Annotated in this window: 16 protein-coding genes and 1 pseudogene; 8 read left to right on the top strand and 9 right to left on the bottom strand. The window is 74.5% G+C overall.

The annotated features are described in order from the left end of the window. The first annotated feature begins 10 nt into the window (after positions 1 to 10). Positions 11 to 1,693 (top strand): FAD-binding dehydrogenase, encoded by a 1,683-nt coding sequence (locus tag ACFZA0_RS14250; protein ID WP_391015490.1) that lies wholly within the window; start codon positions 11 to 13, stop codon positions 1,691 to 1,693. 40 nt (positions 1,694 to 1,733) lie between these two features. Here the strand turns inward: ACFZA0_RS14250 and ACFZA0_RS14245 are convergent. Further along, a pseudogene (locus tag ACFZA0_RS14245) lies at positions 1,734 to 2,083 on the bottom strand (DUF488 domain-containing protein). Between the two features lie 308 nt (positions 2,084 to 2,391). On the opposite strand from ACFZA0_RS14245, the gene ACFZA0_RS14240 reads away from it, so the two are divergent. Further along, positions 2,392 to 3,759, top strand: coding sequence for a M1 family aminopeptidase (locus tag ACFZA0_RS14240; RefSeq protein WP_391016525.1), 1,368 nt, complete (start codon positions 2,392 to 2,394; stop codon positions 3,757 to 3,759). 82 nt (positions 3,760 to 3,841) lie between these two features. Here ACFZA0_RS14240 and ACFZA0_RS14235 read toward each other — a convergent pair whose 3' ends face one another. After that, positions 3,842 to 4,099 (bottom strand): WhiB family transcriptional regulator, encoded by a 258-nt coding sequence (locus tag ACFZA0_RS14235; RefSeq protein WP_391015487.1) that lies wholly within the window; start codon positions 4,097 to 4,099, stop codon positions 3,842 to 3,844. Positions 4,100 to 4,353: 254 nt separating this feature from the next. Between ACFZA0_RS14235 and ACFZA0_RS14230 the strand changes: the two genes are divergently transcribed. After that, entirely contained in the window at positions 4,354 to 5,727 is a 1,374-nt protein-coding gene (locus ACFZA0_RS14230) for an MFS transporter (RefSeq protein WP_391015484.1), read from the top strand. A gap of 62 nt (positions 5,728 to 5,789) precedes the next feature. On the opposite strand, the gene ACFZA0_RS14225 is transcribed toward ACFZA0_RS14230, so the two are convergent. Together ACFZA0_RS14225 and ACFZA0_RS14220 are read right to left on the bottom strand one after the other, a co-directional pair. Next, positions 5,790 to 6,245: a cyclic nucleotide-binding domain-containing protein gene (locus ACFZA0_RS14225; protein WP_391015481.1), complete on the bottom strand. Its 456-nt coding sequence runs from the start codon at positions 6,243 to 6,245 to the stop codon at positions 5,790 to 5,792. A 370-nt stretch (positions 6,246 to 6,615) separates the two neighbouring features. Next, the gene (locus ACFZA0_RS14220) at positions 6,616 to 6,846 is read right to left on the bottom strand and encodes a hypothetical protein (protein ID WP_391015478.1); all 231 of its coding nucleotides are present in this window, start codon (positions 6,844 to 6,846) and stop codon (positions 6,616 to 6,618) included. A gap of 250 nt (positions 6,847 to 7,096) precedes the next feature. On the opposite strand from ACFZA0_RS14220, the gene ACFZA0_RS14215 reads away from it, so the two are divergent. The 4 genes from ACFZA0_RS14215 (at position 7,097) to ACFZA0_RS14200 (ending at position 10,193) form a co-directional block, all read left to right on the top strand. Continuing rightward, entirely contained in the window at positions 7,097 to 7,552 is a 456-nt protein-coding gene (locus ACFZA0_RS14215) for an ATP-binding protein (protein WP_391015475.1), read from the top strand. A 198-nt stretch (positions 7,553 to 7,750) separates the two neighbouring features. Continuing rightward, a complete protein-coding gene (locus tag ACFZA0_RS14210) occupies positions 7,751 to 8,614 on the top strand; it encodes a SigB/SigF/SigG family RNA polymerase sigma factor (protein ID WP_391015472.1) in 864 nt (287 codons plus the stop codon). A gap of 262 nt (positions 8,615 to 8,876) precedes the next feature. Next, positions 8,877 to 9,710, top strand: coding sequence for a DUF1206 domain-containing protein (locus tag ACFZA0_RS14205; RefSeq protein ID WP_391015471.1), 834 nt, complete (start codon positions 8,877 to 8,879; stop codon positions 9,708 to 9,710). A gap of 51 nt (positions 9,711 to 9,761) precedes the next feature. Then, on the top strand, positions 9,762 to 10,193 hold the full coding sequence (locus tag ACFZA0_RS14200; RefSeq protein WP_391015468.1) for a hypothetical protein: 432 nt from the start codon (positions 9,762 to 9,764) through the stop codon (positions 10,191 to 10,193). A gap of 123 nt (positions 10,194 to 10,316) precedes the next feature. Here ACFZA0_RS14200 and ACFZA0_RS14195 read toward each other — a convergent pair whose 3' ends face one another. Both ACFZA0_RS14195 and ACFZA0_RS14190 read right to left on the bottom strand, forming a co-directional pair. After that, the gene (locus tag ACFZA0_RS14195) at positions 10,317 to 12,563 is read right to left on the bottom strand and encodes an FUSC family protein (protein WP_391015465.1); all 2,247 of its coding nucleotides are present in this window, start codon (positions 12,561 to 12,563) and stop codon (positions 10,317 to 10,319) included. Between the two features lie 193 nt (positions 12,564 to 12,756). Then, positions 12,757 to 14,124 carry an FAD-dependent oxidoreductase gene (locus ACFZA0_RS14190; RefSeq protein ID WP_391015464.1) on the bottom strand — a complete coding sequence of 456 codons (1,368 nt, stop codon included), beginning with the start codon at positions 14,122 to 14,124 and terminating at the stop codon, positions 12,757 to 12,759. A gap of 456 nt (positions 14,125 to 14,580) precedes the next feature. On the opposite strand from ACFZA0_RS14190, the gene ACFZA0_RS14185 reads away from it, so the two are divergent. After that, a complete protein-coding gene (locus ACFZA0_RS14185; protein WP_391015462.1) occupies positions 14,581 to 15,015 on the top strand; it encodes a MarR family transcriptional regulator in 435 nt (144 codons plus the stop codon). Positions 15,016 to 15,056: 41 nt separating this feature from the next. Here the strand turns inward: ACFZA0_RS14185 and ACFZA0_RS14180 are convergent, their stop codons facing one another. The 3 genes from ACFZA0_RS14180 to ACFZA0_RS14170 are packed head-to-tail and all read right to left on the bottom strand — an operon-like array spanning position 15,057 to position 18,345. Further along, positions 15,057 to 16,817 carry a SpoIIE family protein phosphatase gene (locus ACFZA0_RS14180; RefSeq protein ID WP_391015459.1) on the bottom strand — a complete coding sequence of 587 codons (1,761 nt, stop codon included), beginning with the start codon at positions 16,815 to 16,817 and terminating at the stop codon, positions 15,057 to 15,059. After that, positions 16,814 to 17,905 carry a SpoIIE family protein phosphatase gene (locus ACFZA0_RS14175; protein WP_391015457.1) on the bottom strand — a complete coding sequence of 364 codons (1,092 nt, stop codon included), beginning with the start codon at positions 17,903 to 17,905 and terminating at the stop codon, positions 16,814 to 16,816. The genes ACFZA0_RS14180 and ACFZA0_RS14175 overlap by 4 nt, the downstream gene beginning before the upstream one ends. Then, positions 17,902 to 18,345 (bottom strand): ATP-binding protein, encoded by a 444-nt coding sequence (locus ACFZA0_RS14170; RefSeq protein ID WP_391015455.1) that lies wholly within the window; start codon positions 18,343 to 18,345, stop codon positions 17,902 to 17,904. The genes ACFZA0_RS14175 and ACFZA0_RS14170 overlap by 4 nt, the downstream gene beginning before the upstream one ends. Positions 18,346 to 18,736: the final 391 nt, after the last annotated feature.

The following is an 18,736-nucleotide window of genomic DNA, read 5'->3' as shown; positions in this document are numbered from 1 at the left end:
GACGGTCGCCATGGATGCCGACGTCATCGTCGTCGGAGCGGGCCTCGCGGGCCTGGTCGCCGCGCACGAACTGACCAGCCGGGGCCGCAGGGTCGCGCTCGTCGACCAGGAGAACGCCGCCAACCTCGGCGGCCAGGCCTTCTGGTCCTTCGGCGGGCTGTTCCTCGTCGACTCCCCGGAACAGCGCCGCCTCGGCGTCAAGGACTCCCTCGAACTGGCCTGGAGCGACTGGCAGGGCAGCGCGCAGTTCGACCGCACCGAGGGCGAACTGGCCGAGGACTCCTGGGCGGTGCGCTGGGCGCGCGCCTACGTGGAGTTCGCGGCGGGGGAGAAGCGGTCCTGGCTCGACGGGCACGGCATCAAGCTGCTGCCCACCGTCGGCTGGGCCGAGCGCGGCGACCTGCGCGCCCACGGCCACGGCAACACCGTGCCGCGCTTCCACATCGCCTGGGGCACCGGCACGGGTGTCGTCGAACCGTTCGTGCGGTACGCCCGGCAGGCCTCCCGCGACGGGCTGCTCACCTTCCACCACCGCCACCAGGTGGACGCCCTCGTGATCGAGGACGGCGCGGCACGCGGCGTGCGCGGCACCCTGCTCGCCGAGGACACCTCGCCGCGCGGCGTCTCCTCCAACCGTGACGCCGTCGGCGAGTTCGAACTCACCGCGCAGGCCGTGATCGTCACCAGCGGCGGCATCGGCGCCAACCACGAACTGGTGCGCCGTCACTGGCCCGCCCGCCTGGGCACCCCGCCCGCCGAGATGGTCACCGGCGTCCCCGCGCACGTCGACGGCCGGATGCTCGACATCACCGAGAAGGCGGGCGCCCGCCTGGTCAACCGCGACCGGATGTGGCACTACACCGAGGGCATCCAGAACTGGGACCCGATCTGGCCCGGCCACGGCATCCGCATCCTGGCTGCGCCCTCCTCGATGTGGTTCGACGCCCTCGGCCGGCGGCTGCCCGACCCGTGCCTGCCGAGCTACGACACCCTCGGCACCCTGGCGCATCTGCGCACCACCGAGGACATCGCCGCCCACGACCACTCCTGGTTCATCCTCACGCAGAAGATCGTCGAGAAGGAGTTCATGCTCTCCGGCTCGGAGCAGAACCCCGACATCACCGCGAAGAACCGCAAGGCGTTCCTCAAGGAGCGGCTGTTCGGCAAGGGCGCGCCCGGCCCGGTGGACGCCTTCCTGCGCAACGGGGCGGACTTCGTCGTCGCCGACACCCTCGAAGAGCTCGTCGACAGGATGAACGGGCTGACCCCGAAGCCGCTGCTCGACGCCGCGACGGTCCGGCGCCAGATCGAGGCGCGCGACCTCCAGATCGCCAACCCGTACAGCAAGGACTCGCAGATCCAGGGCATCCGCAACGCCCGCCGCTACATCGGCGACCGCGTCGGCCGCGTCGCCACGCCGCACCGCGTCCTCGACCCGGAGGCCGGGCCGCTGATCGGCGTCAAGCTGCACGTCCTGACCCGCAAGACCCTCGGCGGCATCCAGACCGACCTCGACTCGCGCGCGCTGGGCGCCGACGGCGAGCCGGTCGAGGGCCTGTACGCGGCCGGTGAGGTCGCCGGGTTCGGCGGCGGCGGCGTGCACGGCTACAACGCCCTGGAGGGCACCTTCCTCGGCGGCTGCCTCTTCTCCGGCCGCGCGGCCGGCCGGGCGGCGGCCGAGCAGACGGGCTGAGCGGAGCACGGCCCCGGCCGGGCGCGGACGGGCCGTGCCCTCACGCTCCCAGGAGGTCCGCGAGCACGGCCGCGTGGCTGTGCTCCGGCTCCCGGGACGCGGTCAGCAGCGTCACCGGGCCGTGCTTGACCAACTCCCGTACGGTACGCAGGAGTTCGGCCGCCTCCGGTTCGACGGCTCGGCCTCGTAGCGGCGCCGGAACTCCTCGAAGTCGCCCTCGCCGGAGTGGTACCAGCGGCGCAGTCCGGCCGTCGGGGTCAGCCCCTTCGGCCATTCGTCCACGCGGGCCGCGTCCTTGGACAGCCCGCGGGGCCACAACCGGTCGACGAGGACACGGACCCCGTCCCCCTCGTCGGGCGGTTCGTACACACGGCGCACTCGCACACTCACGGGCGGGACCTTTCCGGAGGGCCGCCGGCGGCCTCGCCGAGCGCGGCGGAACCGGCGGCCCGGTGACGGGACGACGACAGCCCGGAGACTACGGACGAAGCCGCCGTCGCCCGGACAACCACCCCGCGCCGCGTACGGAGTTGATCTGTTCGTGACACGCACCCGGACCTGATCGTCCTACGCTGGGGCGCCCCCGTCCCCCACTCCTTGGAGCGCACGTGACGCCCTCTCAGCAGTCGGCCGCCGGACGCCACCCCGCCGACGGCACGGTCACCCGGCGGCGCCCGGCCCGCCTCGGCCGCCGCGCGGTGGCGCTCACCGTGCCGCTCGCCCTCGGCGCCCTGCTCGCCACCGCCGGCCCCGCCGCGGCCGCGACCCCCGGTGCCCCCGGCGCGGGCGACCCGTACTTCCCCCTCGCCGGCAACGGCGGCTACGACGTCGGCCACTACGGCCTGACGCTCGGCTACGACACCGCGAGCGGGCACCTCGACGGCCGGGCCGTCCTCACGGCGCGCGCGACCCGGTCGCTCAGCAGCTTCGACCTCGACCTGGAGGGACTGACCGTCACCTCCGTCACCGTCGACCGCACCCGGGCCGCCTTCCGGCGCGACGGGCAGGAACTCGTCGTCACCCCGCGCAAGGCACTGCGCGCGGGGCAGCAGTTCGACGTCACCGTCGTCTACGGCGGCGTCCCGCAGCCGGTCACCGACCCCGACGGCTCGCCGGACGGCTGGATCCCCACCGACGACGGCGCGTTCGTCGCGGGCGAGCCGCAGGGCGCCATGACCTGGTTCCCGGGCGACAACCACCCCGCGGACAAGGCCTCCTACGACTTCACGATCACCGTGCCCGCCGGCACCACCGCCGTCGCCAACGGCGTGCTGCTCGGCCGGCGCACCGCGCACGGCCGCACCACGTTCCGCTGGCGGCAGACGGAACCCATGGCGTCCTACCTGGCCACCGCCACCGTCGGCACCTTCGACGTCAAGCAGTACCGGACCGCGGACGGCGTCCAGGTGTACAGCGCGGTCGACCCCCGCGAGGCGGCCGAGGCGGACCCGGTCGTCGACCAGCTCCCGGCGGTCCTGAAGTGGGAGAGCGGGATCTTCGGCCCCTACCCGTTCCGCGCCGCCGGTTCCATCGTCGACGACGCCCCGGACGTCGGGTACGCGCTGGAGACGCAGACCCGGCCGCTGTACGACTCGGCACCGAGCCTGAGCACCTTCGTCCACGAGAACGCCCACCAGTGGTTCGGTGACTCCGTCTCCCTCACCAGCTGGCAGGACATCTGGCTCAACGAGGGCTTCGCCACGTACGCGGAATGGCTCTACAGCGAGCAGCACGGCGGGCGGACGGCGCAGCAGAGCTTCGACGCCCTGTACGCGCGCGCCGCGACCAGTTCCCTGTGGGCGTTCCCGCCGGCCGACCCGGGCAGCGGCGAGAACATCTTCGCCTCCCCGGTCTACAGCCGCGGCGCCATGACCCTCCAGGAACTGCGCAACGCGGTGGGCGACAAGGTCTTCCTGCGCATCCTGCGGGCCTGGGCCACCGAGCACCGGCACGGCAACGCGACCACCGCGCAGTTCGTACGCCTCGCCGAGCGCCTGTCGGGCCAGGACCTGGGGTCCCTGTTCCGGACCTGGCTGTACACGGCGGGCAAGCCGGCCACGCCCTGACGGCCCGTCCGGACACGGGTGTGGGGGCGGCCATCGTCGGACGATGGCCGCCCCCACACCCGTGCGGTGCCGTCCGGTCCGCTCAGGACCGGCCCGCCCGTCGCCGGGTCGCCGCGCGGCGCTTGAGCGTCCTGCGCTCCGTCTCGCTCGTGCCGCCCCACACACCCACACCCTGGCCGGTTTCCAGGGCCCACTGAAGGCAGTCCTCCCGTACCCGGCAGTGCCCGCAGACGGCCTTGGCCTGTTCCGTCTGCAGCAGCGCCGGGGCGCCCGTGCCGATGGGGAAGAACAGCTCCGGGTCCTCGTTGCTGCATGCCGCGTGGGATCGCCAGTTGTCCATGAAAGTCACCTGTGCCTGATGTCGTCGTGCCCTTGTCATGGTTGCCGGTGTCGGGTCACCTGATCCGGCGGGGCTGAAACAGCCGAGTTCCACGAGATGTGGGATCGGGCCCGATTCGCGGGCGTGAAGTGCCCACGGGGGCGCGGGTTCCGGGAGGTTCGCACGGCAGTGCGCGGACCGTGCTTTCCGGTGCCGGGGTGCTCCTGCGATAGTGAACACCGAATCGAAAGATGTATCGAGCAACCAGGAAGCCCGTGGACACGAGCGAAAGTACCGAGAGCAGTTCCGGCACCGGCTCCGGGGGCGCCCCCGACACCCCCGCGCCCGCGGCGGCCCCGCCCGCCCCCGCGGCGCCGCCGGACGCCCCCGCACCGGCGGCGGAGGCGGTGCCCAGGACCGGCTGGCGCCGCTGGGCGATGGACACCCGCCCGCTGCGCCACCCCGCGTTCCGCCGGCTGTGGACCTCCACCATCGTCACCTCCGTCGGCAGCCAGCTCACCGCCGTGGCCGTGCCGAAGCAGATCTACGACATCACGGGCTCCTCGGCGTGGGTGGGCTACGCCAGCCTCGCCGGACTCGTCCCGCTCGTCGTGTTCGCGCTGTGGGGCGGCGCGATCGCCGACAGCATGGACCGCCGCAAGCTGCTGCTGATCACCAACTGCGGCATCGCCGTCACCTCCCTGCTGTTCTGGGTGCAGGCCGTCCTCGGCTTCGACTCGGTCGGCACGCTCATCGTGCTGCTCGCCCTCCAGCAGGCGTTCTTCGGCCTCAACTCCCCGGCCCGCAGCGCCTCGGTGGCCCGGCTCGTCCCCGCGCACGAACTGCCCGCCGCCAACGCGCTCAGCTCCACCGTCATGCAGACGGGTCTGGTGGCCGGGCCGCTGCTCGCGGGCGCGCTGATCCCGGTCATCGGCCTGCCCGAGCTGTACCTCATCGACGCGCTGGCGCTGTGCGTCACCGTGTGGGCGGTCTTCCGGCTGCCCGCGCTGCCGCCGCTCGACGGCTCCACGTCACGGCGGGCCGGCTGGCGGGAGGTCTCCGCGGGGTTCCACTACATCTCCCTGCACAAGGTGCTGCTGCTGTCCTTCCTCGCGGACATCGTCGCCATGGTCTTCGGCATGCCCCGCGCGCTGTTCCCGCAGATGGCGTCGGAGACCTTCGCGCCGTACGGCGAGGGCCTGGCGCTCGGCATGCTCTACGCGGCGATCCCGATCGGCGCGGTCGTCGGCGGCCTGTTCTCGGGCACGTTCTCGCGGGCCCGCCGCCACGGCTGGATGGTCATCGGCGCGGTGGTCGCCTGGGGCGTCGCGGTGGCCGGGGTCGGCCTGAGCCGCAACCTGTGGGTCGCCGTGGTGTTCCTGGCCGCCGCGGGCGTCGCCGACATGGTCTCCATGGTCTTCCGCGGCGCGATCCTGCTGTCCGCGGCCACCGACGAGATGCGCGGCCGCCTCCAGGGCGTCTTCACGGTCGTGGTCGCGGGCGGACCCCGGCTGGCCGACGTCCTGCACGGCACCGGCGGTTCCCTGTTCGGCCCGCGCGCGGCCGTCGCGGGCGGCGGTCTGCTGGTGGTCGTGATCATGCTGGTGCTGGCCATGGTCATGCCGGACCTGCGCCGGTACCGGATCTGACGGTCCGGCGAGCGGACGGCGGTGCACGGGTGGGAGGCGCGCGCGAGCGCCTCCCACCCGCGCTACATCACCCCGTGCCGGTGCAGCGAGTACTGCTCCAGCAGCTTGCCGCGCGTCATCTCCAGCCGGTGGGCGAGGATCTCCGCGACGGTTCGGACGAGGGTCAGGCCCAGCGCCGGCTCCGCCTCGCAGAGCCGCAGCACCGGCGCCGCGTCGAACTCGTAGGCCCGTACGGGGCTGAAGGCCTCGGCGCCGAAGTCCCACCGGTGCGGCGGGAACAGCCAGGACCAGCCGAGCAGGTCGCCGACGCTCAGACTGGCCACGGTCACCCGCTGGTGCTCGGTGACCTGCTGGTCCAGCGAGACGGCCCCCGAGTGCACCACCCAGAACCGGTCGGCCTTGCCGCCGCTCTCGAAGATCCTCGTGTCCTCCGGGAACATCACCTCGCGGGAGAGGTCCATCAGGCGATCGCGCTGTGGCGGAGGGAGCGCGGTGAGCAGTTTTTTCACTTTGGGCATGATCAGGGCTCCCTTGCCGCCGGTGGTTCCCGGGCTTTCCCTACAGCCCATTTCAGCCGCTGCCGCAGCCCCCGGCACCTCGGCAGCGGGAAGGCGGCGCTGACCAGCGAGAACGCGGCAGTGGCGGCCGAACGGGACGGCCCGGGAGGGCGACGGTGCGTGGTCGCGCCGACCGCCGGTGTCACGAGCCGGGGCGGGCGCCGTCCGGCCGGGCGGGGGAGCGGACACGCAGAAGGGCCCTGATCGACCGGGGGAAGCCGACCAGGGCCCGCAGCGGTCCGCCGGGCGGCCCGAAGGCCGCGGCGCCGCTGTTGATGAACCGTAAACCATCATGCGTCCGCGTGCCGCGCGCGGGGACCCGCGCGTGCGGTCAGACCCCGTCGTGCGTTCTGCCGGGGGTCAGGATCTCGTCCAGCACCCGGCCGACCGCCTGGTAGGCGACGCTCCGCACGGCCGCGTCCGCCGCGCCGCCGGCGTCCTCCGTCGAGGGCGCCGTCTCCGGGGACGCCCCTGCCCTCCATCTCCGTTCCTCCTGGGCCGCGCAGTCCCGCGCGCGCCGTATCCGCCGCAACAGTTCGTCCGAGTCCACGACTTCGGTCATGTGCGTGCGTCTACCCAGCGCGCCGCCCTTGACGACCGGGCGGTGCCCCCGGATTCCCGGCCCGGCGGCGGAGGTTTGCCGGCGGCTGGAGGGGTGAGCCGGACACATGAGGCCAACGGGAGACCGGGAACGGCCGGCGAGGGGCTTCGCGGGGTCCGCGCCGGACCGCGGACCCCGCGGCACCCGACCGCCGTGCGGACGCACGAGCCGCACGGCTCACCGGAAACAGGCCAGCGCAGGGAGCGAACCGATGTGTGAGAGCCACAGGACCGATCCCCTGACCGGACCGCCCGGCACGGTGCGGTCCGGCCCCGCGGAACGGACGGGCGGCGGGTGCCTGCCCGCCGACGCGCGCAGGGCGGTGGAGCGCGCCGTCGCCGACCGCTGCCACGTCACCGGCGCCACGTGCGACCGGGAGGCGCTGTGCGACGCGCTGCTCGTCACCTCCGAGCTGACGACCAACGCGATACTGCACGGCGGCGGCATCACGGACTTCGACGTGGACGTGTGCGGCGGCGGAGTCCGCGTCCGGGTCAGCGACCGCTGCACGGACACCCCCGTCACGAGGCCGCCCGTCGACCCGCAGGGCCGCAACCGGTTCGGCGGCCACGGCTGGCCCCTGGTGTGCCGGCTGGCCCGCGACGTCCGGGTGTCCGGCCTGCCCGCGGGCGGCAAGTGCATCAGCGCCCTGGTGCCCCTGGGCTGAGGTGGCACGGGCACCCGGCGCGCGATCCGGAACGGTTGCGTCGGTTTGCCCGCGGGGCGCAGGGGCAGTCGAACTCCCGTGCTTCGGACCGGAGGCGCGCCGGCGGGAGTTTCGAGGCCCCGTTCCGTGGTGGACCACGGACATCGCCCCTCCCGCCCACATCCCTGAAACCCTCGTTGCGTTCAGGAGCGACAGCGCATGCTCACCGAAATGCCGACCACCCGTCCCGGAACGACCTCCCGCGAGGCCGGTCCCGCGCGACGCAGCCACGACGACGCCCCGGACACCGCGGCCCTCTTCCGCCGTCTCGCCGCCCTGGAGGAAGGCCCCGAACGGGACGCCGCCCGGGACGAACTCGCCGCCGCCTGGCTGCCCATGGCCCACCGCATCGCCGGGCGCTTCCGCGACCGCGGCGAGTCGATCGAGGACCTGCGCCAGGTTGCCGCGCTCGGCCTGGTGAAGGCCATCGACCGGTTCGACCCCGAACGCGGCGCGTTCGAGAGTTACGCCGTGCCGACCATCACCGGCGAGGTCAAGCGCCACTTCCGCGACCGCATGTGGGCGCTGCGCGTGCCGCGCCGCGTGCAGGAACTGCGCAACAAGGTGCGCGCCGCCCGCCGTGACCTGACCCAGAGCCCCGGCAGCCCCGAGCCGTCCGTCGCCGACATCGCCGCCCACGCGGGCCTGTCGGAGGAGGAGGTCGGCGCCGGGATGGAGGCGCTGGAGAGCTTCAGCACGCTCTCCCTCGACGCGGAGCTGTCCGCCGACAGCGACGGCCACAGCCTGGCGGACCGGCTCGGCGAGTCCGACTCGTCGTTCGACACCGTCGTGGACCGCGAGTCCGCGAAGGAGGGGCTGCGGCGGCTGCCGGAACGGGAGCGGTCCATCCTGTACATGCGCTTCTTCGAGGACATGACGCAGAGCCGCATCGCCGACCGGCTGGGCATCTCCCAGATGCACGTCTCCCGTCTGATCAACCGCAGTTGCGCCCGCATCCGCGACGAGGCGATGGAGGAGCGCCAGGTCCGCCGCACCCGCGCACCGCGTCCCCGCACGGCCTGACCGCACGACCGCGCACCCCGATCCGCCACCGCCCGTGGGGGGTTGGGGACACACAGACCCCTGTGTGTCCCCAACCCCCCACGGGCGCTTCGCCGTTGAAGGGCGACAGGCCGGCGGGAGACCCGGTCCCGGACCGGCGCGCGGCCGGCGGCGAACGGGCGCCCCCACGCGCTTCGGCGCGCCGCCCCGCGGTGTGCCGGGCGGGCCGTCGCGGTGAGTGTGCCGGACGCGACCCGGGGCATTCGGACCCCGGGAGGTCGACATGAACATGAGTGCGACAGCACAGACGGGCCGGGCTCGTACCGAGCAGGCTGCCAAGGGCACCGGGGTGAAGGCTGCCGCCAAGGCCGGGCTCACCGCCCGGGGCGTGATCTACGTGCTCGTCGGAATATTGGCGGTGCAGATCGCCTTCGGCGACAACGAGCACCAGGCCGACCGGGGCGGAGCCCTCGCGTCGATCGCCGACAAGCCGTTCGGCAAGGTGATGCTGTGGGCGGTCGGGCTCGGCCTGGCCTGCATGGCGCTGTGGCGCCTTTCGGAGGTGGTCTTCGGGTCGGCCGGCGAGGACGGGGGCAAGCCGCAGAAGCGCGCGCTGGCCGCCGTGCGGTTCGTCTTCTACTGCTTCGTCGCCTACTCCGCCCTGTCGTTCGCGGCCGGCTCGGGCGGCGGCGGTTCCAGCGACCAGACGTCGCGCGACGCCACCGCCCGTGCGCTGGGCATCCCCGGCGGCCAGTGGCTGGTCGGCGCGGCGGGCGTCGGCATCGTCGCGGCGGGCCTGTGGATCGCGTTCCGCGCGGTCACCCGGCACTACCACAAGAAGCTGAGGCTGGCGGAGATGTCGCAGCGGGTGCGCCGGCTCGTGGACGTGACCGGCGTCGGCGGCGGCGCCGCGCGCGGCATCGTCTTCGCCGTGGCCGGTGTCTTCGCCGTCCGCGCGGCGATCGAGTACGAGCCCGACAAGGCCAAGGGCCTGGACGACACCCTGCGCACCTTCGCCGGAACCCCGGCGGGCCCGTGGCTGCTGGTCGTCGTCGCCGTCGGTCTCGCGCTCTTCGGAGTGTTCTCCTTCGCCCTCGCCCGCTGGCGCAAGGTCTGATCCGCCCGGTGTGCGAGGTCTGAGGTGTCGCGGAAGGGGAACACGGAGCCAATGAGCGAATCCGAGCTTCCGCCCGACGGCCGCCCCGTGGACGTCTACCTGGACCTCCTGCGCATCCGTATGCCGGACGAGGACTACCGGCAGCTGCTCACGGTGGTCGGCCCCGCACTCCAGGCGATCGACAACGAAGAACCCGCGACGCTCGACTTCGCGCTCGACGGCGAGAAGGCCCAGCAACTGCCGCAGGAGGTGCGCGACGAGGCCGCCCTGGTCATCGCCGCGGCCCTCACCGGCCGGCTGGACAACGAGCTGATCGAGCTCGACACGGGCGACAGCGGCCCGGTGCGCGTCGTCACCGACGCGGACACCGCGGCCGACCCGGAACGGCTGGGCGAGATCGCCGACTTCATCGGCGCCCGGCACCGGGAGACCGAGGAACTGCGCGGCATCGCCGAGGTCAGCGGACTGCCGACCGACTTCTGACGGCATCGGCCCCCTCGGCGCACCACCCGGAACGGCGGATCCGCCGCGTGCCCCGCACGACGCGAGGGCACACGGCGGATCCGCCGTTCGGCGTTCGCCGGGCGGGCCCGGGTCCCGGCGGCCTCAGCCCCGCGGCCGGGCCACCGGTGCGCCCAGCGGGCGGGCCAGACCCACCACGCCCTCGTCGAGCCGCTGGAGATGACGCAGCACGCGGTCGGTGATCCGCCCGTAGCGCGGCGTGGCGGAGATGTCGTGCTCCAGCATCGACGCGATGCTCGGCCCCGTCTCCACCTCGGCCGTGCTCTCCTCGTCCGCGACGTGCGCGGCGATCGCCTCCAGGTTGTGCGCGACCCGCTTCCCCACCCCGCGCAGCCGCGGGTCCGCCGCGATCGACGGGTGGGTGGGCAGCAGTTCCGCGGTCGCCGCGAGGGCACGCGCGTGGTAGGCGCAGGTCTCCAGGAGGGCCACCACGTACCGCGCGGTGTTGCGGCGGGCACGCAGCGGGGTGACCGGATGGGTCAGCGGCTGGGTGCCCGCGCGCAGGTCCGCCAGCGCCTGGTCGAGGTCGCGCGCCCGGTCGAGCAGATCGGGCACGCTGCCGCCGCTGAGCTGGTCGACCGCCGCCTCCGTGACCTCGGCGAGCCGGTCCAGCGCGGCGTCCAGCAGGTCGTTCGTCCTGCGGTCCGTGTGCACGGGCAGCACCACGGCCGCCGCGATGATCCCGCACGCCGCGCCCAGCGCGGTCTCCTCGATGCGCAGGAACAGCACCGACCGGCTGTAGGTGTGCAGCAGCGTGTAGAGCAGCCCCAGGGCCGACGTCACGAAGAACGAGCTCAGCGTGTACGAGACCGGTGCCGTGTAGAACATCGCGAACAGGAACACCAGCACGAGCGCGAACGCCGTCCAGGTGTGGTGCCCGACCAGCCCGGCCAGCACGATACCGGCGACCACGCCGAGCACCGTGCCCAGCAGCCGCCGGGAGCCCTTGACCACGATCTCGCCCGTGGACGAGGTGTTGAGGAAGACGATCCAGCAGGTCAGCACGGCCCAGTACCAGCGCTGGCTGGACAGGAACTCGCCGCCCACGATCGCCAGCGACGCGCCCACGGTGACCTGGAGGGCGGCGCGCGTGGTCAGCCTGCGCAGACCCGTCCGCTCCTCCTCCTCGCCCTCGTCCTCGACCCCGCCGATCGCGGCGTCCTCCGCGTCGAGCTCCTCGCGGGAACGCGTGGTGGCGGGGGAGTCGTCCGACTCGTCGACCGCCCCGTCGAGAGCGATCCGCAGCCCCAGCACCGCGCGCGCCGACTCGCCGATGCCGCGGAAGACGTCCTGCACGGCGGCCGGGGCGACCGGCAGGTTCTCCTCCTCGCGGTACCCGATGAGCCGGTTGCGCACGTGCGCCATGCCGGTGCCCGCGCTCTCGTCGACCGGGCGCAGCACCAGCAGCCGCAGCGCCTCCAGGTCGCGCCGCAGGGTCGCCGACGCCTGCTCCGGCACCTGCCGGTGCGCCCCCGTCGGCACCGGCGCGCCGGGCAGGTGCAGCGTCAGGGTGTCGGCCCGCTCGGCGCTGCGCGCGGTCAGCAGCAGCAGGCCCAGCCGCTCGGCGGCGATCTCGGCGTCCGCGATGCGCCGCTGCACCAGCTCGGCGGTGGCCTCGTCGGGGGTGCCCTCGGCGAGGCGGCCCTGGATCATCATGGCGGTCTCGTGCAGCCGGGCGGTGCCCTGCCGTACGGCCTCGATCGCCTTCTCCACCTCCTGCGGCCCCGCGTCCAGCAGTTCGAGCTGCGCGGTGACGAGCTGCGCCAGCCGGGAACGGAAGGCCTCCCGCAGCCGCCGCAGGATGCCCGCGGGTGTCTCCGGCAGCAGGACGAAGCGCACCAGGGCGCTGGAGCCGAAGGAGATGGCGATGGTCCAGTAGAGCGTCGGCAGACCGGAGACGGTGGCGCCGACGAACAGCGACAGGAAGTAGAACTGGAAACCGATCAGCCCCAGCGCCGTGCCGCGGTCGCCGAACCGGCGCCCGTACACCGCGCTGAAGATCAGCAGGACGAAGAAGACGTCGCCGAACACGCGGTGCGGGTTCAGCAGGGCGCCCAGTGTCACCGACGTCAGCGCCACCGGCAGGCCCAGCGCGAGGGTCACGGCCTGTCCGCCGCGATGCTTCTCACGGATGGCGAACGTGGAGACCATGCCGCCCATCGCCCCGGCGACCAGATGCGTGACGTCCGCGCCGGCCAGGCTGAGCAGCAGCAGCGCCAGGGCGATCGACCCCACCGTCCGCAGCCCGGCGGTCAGCCGCAGCAGCCCCGGGTCGAACGCCGTTGCGCGCTCACGAACGCGGATCCCGAACGACCGTTCCGCTGCCTTCACGCCGCCGCACTCTCTCCCGTCGAGCCCTCATGGTCCGCACGCCATGATCCATTTCTCAGCATGGCACGCCGGGCGCGCAGTACCGGCAGTGGGCCGACGAACGGGCGCCCGTGCCGCCGACGGGCACCCGCCCGAGGGCGGGGCTCGCTCGCCGGGGGCACGGGCGCCCGTGGGCGGTGCCGGGAGGGCGCCGTCACTTCTTGCTCGGCAGCGCCCCCTCGACGTGCGCGCGCACCTGCTCCGGCGTCATGTACGAGTCGGTGTACTCGAAGTCCTTCAGCTTGGCCGGCTTGCGGGCCTGGAACCCGGTCCGCACGAAGTCGTCGCCGGCCGCCGCGTTCAGCAGCCAGTTCGTCATCACGCGGGCCTTGGCGACACCGGTGCGCAACGCCGACCAGTGGTAGCCGCGGGCCACGGCCTGCGCGGGGACACCGCGCAGCTCGATGCCGAGCGGCTTGGACACCGCGTCGTGCCCGCCGAGGTCGACCACGAGACCGAGGTCCTTGTGGACGTAGGGCTGCATGTGCTGCCCCTTGAGGGAGGCGATGACGTTGTCCGCGACGTGCCGGCCCTGCCGCATCGCGTGCTGGGCGGTGGGCGGGCAGATCGCCCCGTCCCGGCCCTTCGCCTCGTCGGGCACCGCCGCCGCGTCGCCGAGCGCGAACACGCCGTCGCTGCCGGGCAGGTTCATCTCGGCGTTCACCGCGAGCCGCCCGCGCACCGTCTCCGCGCCGAGCGTGGCGATCAGCGGGCTCGCGACGACGCCCGCCGTCCAGATCAGGGTGCGCGTCGGGACCACCCGGCCGTCGGTGAAGGTGACCTCCTCCTCACCGGCCTTCGCGATGGACACCCCCAGCGAGATCTCGATGCCGCGCCTGCGCAGGATCTCCTGCGCGCTGCGGCCGAGCTTGTCGCCCAGCTCGGGCATCAGCTTGGGCGCCACGTCGATCAGGTGCCACTTGATCAGGCTCGGGTCCAGGCGCGGGTAGCGCTTCACCGCGGCGTGCGTCAGCCGCTGGAGGCACGCGGCGGTCTCGGTGCCGGCGTAGCCGCCGCCGACCACCACGAACTGGAGCCGCGAGGCCCGCTCCGCCGGGTCCTGGCTGGCGTCGGCGAGGTCGAGCTGCGAGATGACGTGGTCGCGGACGTACGCGGCCTCCGCGAGCGTCTTCATGCCGAACGCGTGGTCGGTCAGCCCGGGGATGTCGAAGGTGCGGGTGACGCTGCCCGGGGCGAGCACGATGTGGTCGTACGGCTCGTTGACGATCCGGTCCGTGATGGTCCGGATGACGCAGACCTTCGACCGGAGGTCCACACCGATGGCCCCGCCGGGAATGATCCGCGTGCGGTACCTGCTGCTGCGGCGCAGCGACACGGCGATCGACTGCGGTGTGAGCACACCGGAGGCGACCTGGGGCAGCAGGGGCAGATAGAGCTGGTAGGCGAACGGCGTCACCAGGGTGATGTCCGCCTCGCCGGGCGGCAGTTTGCGTTCCAGGCGGCGGACGCACTCCACTCCTGCGAAGCCTGCGCCAACCACCAGGATCCTGGGTCGTGTCACGGTGTATTTCCCTTCTGCGGCTCCAGGCGGTCTGCCTCGACGCCATTCGCGTGCCCCTGGATCGCTGCTTCGCACCTTTGGGAGCTCCGAACCCCAGCTCCCACCGATCCCACCGCGTCCCGGGAGGTTCCGCCAGTCGGGCGCGGCAGACAGACGAACGTGTCGGACGGCATCGTGCCCAACGGGGCCGTACGGCACACGGACCCGCCCCGGGTTCCCCGTACGCCCCACCGCACGCGCCCGTACCGGCCGGGGCGCCCGCGGACCACCGCGGGGAGGGCCCGGGAGGAGCGCGGGGAAGGGCCCCGGAAGGGGCCGCCCTTTTCCCTGATCCCGCTCGTGTACGCCCCCGTCGCGCGGGTAGGCCGACGTACATGACAAACGCGGTGTCCCGAGGGGACCGAGGTGGGCTGTGAACAGGGTCCGGACGATCGGGGGGAGCGCGCGGCACGGCAGATGGCCGACGCCGTGGACGACCTCGTCGCCCTCTGGTTCGCGGCGTCCGACGACGCGGCGCCCCGGCTGCCCGCGCGTCAGCTGCACGCGCTGAGGACCGTCCGGCACCGGCCGGAGCTCAACCTCACGGCGCTCGCCGAGGACCTCGGCGTCGGCCTGCCCACCGCGAGCAGACTCTGCGACCGGCTGGTGGCCGCCGGGCTCCTGGAGCGGCAGACCCAGCCCCACAGCCGGCGCGAGGTGCAGCTCGTGGTGACGGCGGACGGACGGCGCCTGCTCGCCGACGTCACCGAACTGCGCAGCCGCCGCCTCGCCGCCGCCCTGCGGGACATGACGCAGAGCCAGTGCGCCGACCTGGGCCGCGGTCTCGCCGCCTTCCGACGCGCCGCCCACGCGGCGGACGGCCGGGCACCCCGCGAGGGCACCGCCCGCTGACGGCCGGTGACGGGGGGCCGCCCGTCACCGGGCGGCCCCGGTCAGGCGCGTCCCCCGGCGGTCCGGGTGCCCGGCCGCGGGGACGGGAGCCGGGGGACCGCCGCGCTGTCCACGTGGCACAGCAGCAGGCACACGTCGTCGTCCCGCTCGGAGTCGCTGAGCAGCGGGTACAGCAGCCGGTCCGCGGAGCCGTCCAGGTCCGTGTCCAGGTCCTCGGCGCGGGCGGCGCCGAGCGCGTGCGCCAGCCGCCCGATGCCCGGGTCTATGCCCTCGGCGCGCCGCTCGACGAGCCCGTCGGTGTAGAGCGCCAGCGTCGCGCCCGGCCCGATGGGCACGGTGTGGTCCCGGATCTCCTGCCGCAGCGGGATGCCGAGCATCGCGCCGGGCTTCGCGTCCAGCGTCCGCACGCTCCCGTCGGGCATCCGCAGCACCGGCGGCGGATGCCCGGCCGCCGCCCAGGTCAGCGAGGTGTCGCCGGGACGGAACCGGGCGATCGCCGCCGTCGCGTACAGGTCGGGCTGGAGGTGGTGCAGGAACGTGTGCAGCCGGGTCAGCAACTGGCCGGGCGTGCCGCCGTCCACCGCGTACGCCCGCAGCGCGGTGCGCAGCTGGCTCATCATCACCGCGGCGTGCAGCCCGTGCCCGGTCACGTCGCCGATGACGGCGATCAGGCTGCCGTCGGGCTGGCGGAACGCGTCGTACCAGTCGCCGCCGATGTTCAGCCCGCTCGTCGCCGGCAGGTACCGGGCCGCCAGGTGCAGGCCCGGCGTGGCCGGCAGGTCCGTCAGCAGCGCCCGTTGCAGGGTCTCGGCGATGTCCCTGTTGTGCTCGTAGCGCCGGGCGTTGTCGATGGCGATGCTCGCCCGCCGCGCCAGCTCGACGAGCATCACCGCGTCGTCCGCGTCCCAGTGGCCGCCGGGCGGCGTGAGCAGCAGGACGCCCACCGAGGTGCGCCGGGTGTGGAGCGGCACGCACAGCAGCGGCCGCTCGGGGGAGAGGGCCGAGGGCGGCTGGTCGTCGACGCCGGGCAGGCCGCCGGGCGCCTCCGCCGCGTACTGCGGCCGTCCGGTGCGGGCGGCGACGACCGCCGCGGCCGGACGCGGCGTCGGGTGCCGGCGGTCCTCGTCGACGTCGTCGAACAGCCATACGTCCACGTCGGCCGCGTACTCCGGCACGAGCAGGTCGGGCAGCCGCCGCACGATCTCGTGATGGTCCAGCGACGACGTCAGCACCGCGCTCGCGTCTGCCAGGAACGTCAGCCTGCGGCGGGCGCTCTCCGCCTCGTTGCGCGCCTTGCGCTCGGCCGCGAACGCCTCCCGCTGCGCGGCGCCCGCCGCGTCCAGCTCGGCGTGCAGGGCCACCACGCCCTGGTTGGTCTGGTGCAGCTCCTCGCGGTGGAAGGCGACGAGCTCCTCCTGCTCGGCGAGCCTGCCCAGGGCCTGCGCGGTCTCCTCGTCGGCGGCGAGCAGTGCCTCGGCGAGGGCGGCGGGACCGGCCGCGGCGTCCGCCGGGCGGTCCCCGGCCGGCCCCGCCCCGATGGTGCGCAGCCAGGGGTCCGGGCGGGCCGCCGAACCGGGGGCGGGCGTGACCTGGACCGTCAACTTCCCCGCCCCGTCCGGGACTTCGAGGACGACGTCCCACGTGCCGCCCTCCTTCGCGCAGCGCAGCAGGTGCGCCCCGAGGTCCGTGGCCAGCCGGGCGCGGTCCGGGGCCTCGGCACCGTGCGCCGCGGCGAGGCGTGCCACCTCGACGCGTGCGCGGGCCGCGCCCGTGACGTCGCTGATCTGCCAGGTGTGGGTCATGAGAGGTCCGGTGGGGTCGTGGTCAGGGCGGCCACCGCGGTGTCGTCGCGCACCTGCGCGGCGGGGCCGAAGGTGTCGCGCACGGTCACCGCGCAGAACACCGCGGGGTCGACGGCCGGCGGGCGCAGGCCGGCCGGCGGGGTCCAGCGCTGGGGCAGCCCGTCGCTGTGCAGCACGAGCACGGCGTCGGGCGCCCACGCGAGGTCGGTCTCCGGCGGTGCCGCGCGCCGGTGCACGCCGACGATGCCGGGCCGGGACAGCAGGGTGCGCCAGGAGCCCCCGGTGTACAGCCGCGCGCCGACGTTGCCCAGACCGGCGAAGAGCAGCCGTCCGGTACGGGTGTCGAGCCGGGCCAGGGCGACGGCGGCGCCCCGGGTGCCCCGCAGCGCCTCGCCGAGGTGCCGCAGCGCGGCGGCCGGCGCCAGCTCGGGCACCTCGCGCAGCGCCTCGACGGCGGCCGTGGAGGCGCGCGCGGCCTCGGGGCCGTGGCCGAGGCCGTCGGCCAGCATCAGCGTGACGAGGTGACCGGCCCGTACCGCCGTCCACGCGTCGCCGGACAGCGCGGCCCCGCCGAGCGGGACGTTGATCCCGCCGGTCCGCACGGCGTCCGGGCCCGCGGACTGCGCGGGCAGCACCGGCGCGGCGCCTATCCGGGCGACGGCGGCGGTGCCCCGGCCCGGGGCGGCGTGCAGGGCGAAGGAGTCGGCGACGCGGTGGCAGACGCGCAGCCCGGAGCCGAGCGTCCGCACGGCCGGGTGCCCGTCCCGGGGCGTCCCGGTCGCGCCGTCGGTGCCGAAGTCCCGGCCCGCCGGGGTCTCGGCGGTACCGGGCCCGTGGTCGACGGCGGCGATCTGCACCACGGGCGCGTCGTGCGCACCGGCCGGCCGGACCGGCGGCACCGCCTCGACCAGGAGCCGGCCGCCCCCGGCGTGCTCCACCAGGTTGGCGGCCAGTTCGGAAGCCACCGTCACGGCGTCGGCGCCGCGCGGCGCGTCCAGCCCGGCGAGGGCGGCCGCCTCCTCGGCGGCGGACCGGGCGGCACTCACCCCGGCGGCGTCCTCCACCGGTACGTCCCACACGCGCGTCATCGGAACTCCCCTCGCGGGTGCGGCGGCCGGCCGGCCCAGGACACCACCGTCACGGTGGTGCCGGACCCCGGCGCGCTGTCGATCGTGAACTCGTGCACAAGCCGTCGGGCGCCGCCGAGGCCGAGGCCCAGGCCGCCGCCGGAGGTGAAGCCGTCGCTGAGCGCCCGCTGCGGGTCGGCGATGCCGGGACCCTCGTCGCGGAACTCCAGCCGGAGCCCGGAGGCGCCCGAACCGTCGGCGAGGCTCGCGGTCATCCGCCCGCCGCCGCCGTGCACCAGGGTGTTGCGGGCCAGTTCGCTGGCGGCGGTGACCAGCTTGGTCTGCTCGACCAGGCCGAAACCGAGCTCTCCGGCGGCCCGGCGCACGTGCTGGCGCAGCCACACGAGGTCGCGGTCCGAACCGATCGGCAGGCAGGCGTCCACACCTGTGTCGGTCGGCATCACGGCCACTCCGGTGCGCGGACGCCCGAGCGGCCGGACGCCGGGCGCCCCTGGCCGCCGCGCACGGCTCCGCGGGTCACCAAGCGCCCGCTCCGCCGGTCGCCGGGCGCCCGGAACGGCGGTGTCGCGCACGTTCCCGCGACGCGCGGGGCGCACCGGCCGCGGTCCGCGGCGGGCACGTCATCCCCCGGCCCGGGGCGAGACCGGCGCGAGCCCGCGCGGCGTGCCCGCGGGACGGCGCCGGGCGCCCGCGGCGAGCGTTCCCGCGGGCGGGCGATCCGTGCTCTCCCACCGTTTCGTGCTCCGGCACGTCCTGCTCTCCTCGTCCGCGCTGCGCCGTTCCGGATCCGCCGTCAGCAGCGGTACGGCGACCTGACCTTTGCCGGGCGAC

The organism is Streptomyces sp. NPDC008150, assembly GCF_042956945.1.
GTDB lineage: Bacteria > Actinomycetota > Actinomycetes > Streptomycetales > Streptomycetaceae > Streptomyces.
Note: the sequence above shows the minus strand (reverse complement) of the source record. Positions and strands in the feature narration are given on the sequence as shown.

Bases quoted from the DNA above. Each gene is read 5' to 3' on its own strand.
- ACFZA0_RS14185 (WP_391015462.1), top strand. From the start codon at position 14,581: ATGGCCGACGCCGTGGACGACCTCGTCGCCCTCTGGTTCGCGGCGTCC.
- ACFZA0_RS14250 (WP_391015490.1), top strand. From the start codon at position 11: ATGGATGCCGACGTCATCGTCGTCGGAGCGGGCCTCGCGGGCCTGGTC.
- ACFZA0_RS14235 (WP_391015487.1), bottom strand. From the start codon at position 4,099: ATGGACAACTGGCGATCCCACGCGGCATGCAGCAACGAGGACCCGGAG.
- ACFZA0_RS14175 (WP_391015457.1), bottom strand. From the start codon at position 17,905: ATGACGCGCGTGTGGGACGTACCGGTGGAGGACGCCGCCGGGGTGAGT.
- ACFZA0_RS14205 (WP_391015471.1), top strand. From the start codon at position 8,877: ATGAACATGAGTGCGACAGCACAGACGGGCCGGGCTCGTACCGAGCAG.
- ACFZA0_RS14170 (WP_391015455.1), bottom strand. From the start codon at position 18,345: ATGCCGACCGACACAGGTGTGGACGCCTGCCTGCCGATCGGTTCGGAC.
- ACFZA0_RS14210 (WP_391015472.1), top strand. From the start codon at position 7,751: ATGCTCACCGAAATGCCGACCACCCGTCCCGGAACGACCTCCCGCGAG.
- ACFZA0_RS14225 (WP_391015481.1), bottom strand. From the start codon at position 6,245: ATGCCCAAAGTGAAAAAACTGCTCACCGCGCTCCCTCCGCCACAGCGC.
- ACFZA0_RS14220 (WP_391015478.1), bottom strand. From the start codon at position 6,846: ATGACCGAAGTCGTGGACTCGGACGAACTGTTGCGGCGGATACGGCGC.
- ACFZA0_RS14200 (WP_391015468.1), top strand. From the start codon at position 9,762: ATGAGCGAATCCGAGCTTCCGCCCGACGGCCGCCCCGTGGACGTCTAC.
- ACFZA0_RS14180 (WP_391015459.1), bottom strand. From the start codon at position 16,817: ATGACCCACACCTGGCAGATCAGCGACGTCACGGGCGCGGCCCGCGCA.
- ACFZA0_RS14215 (WP_391015475.1), top strand. From the start codon at position 7,097: ATGTGTGAGAGCCACAGGACCGATCCCCTGACCGGACCGCCCGGCACG.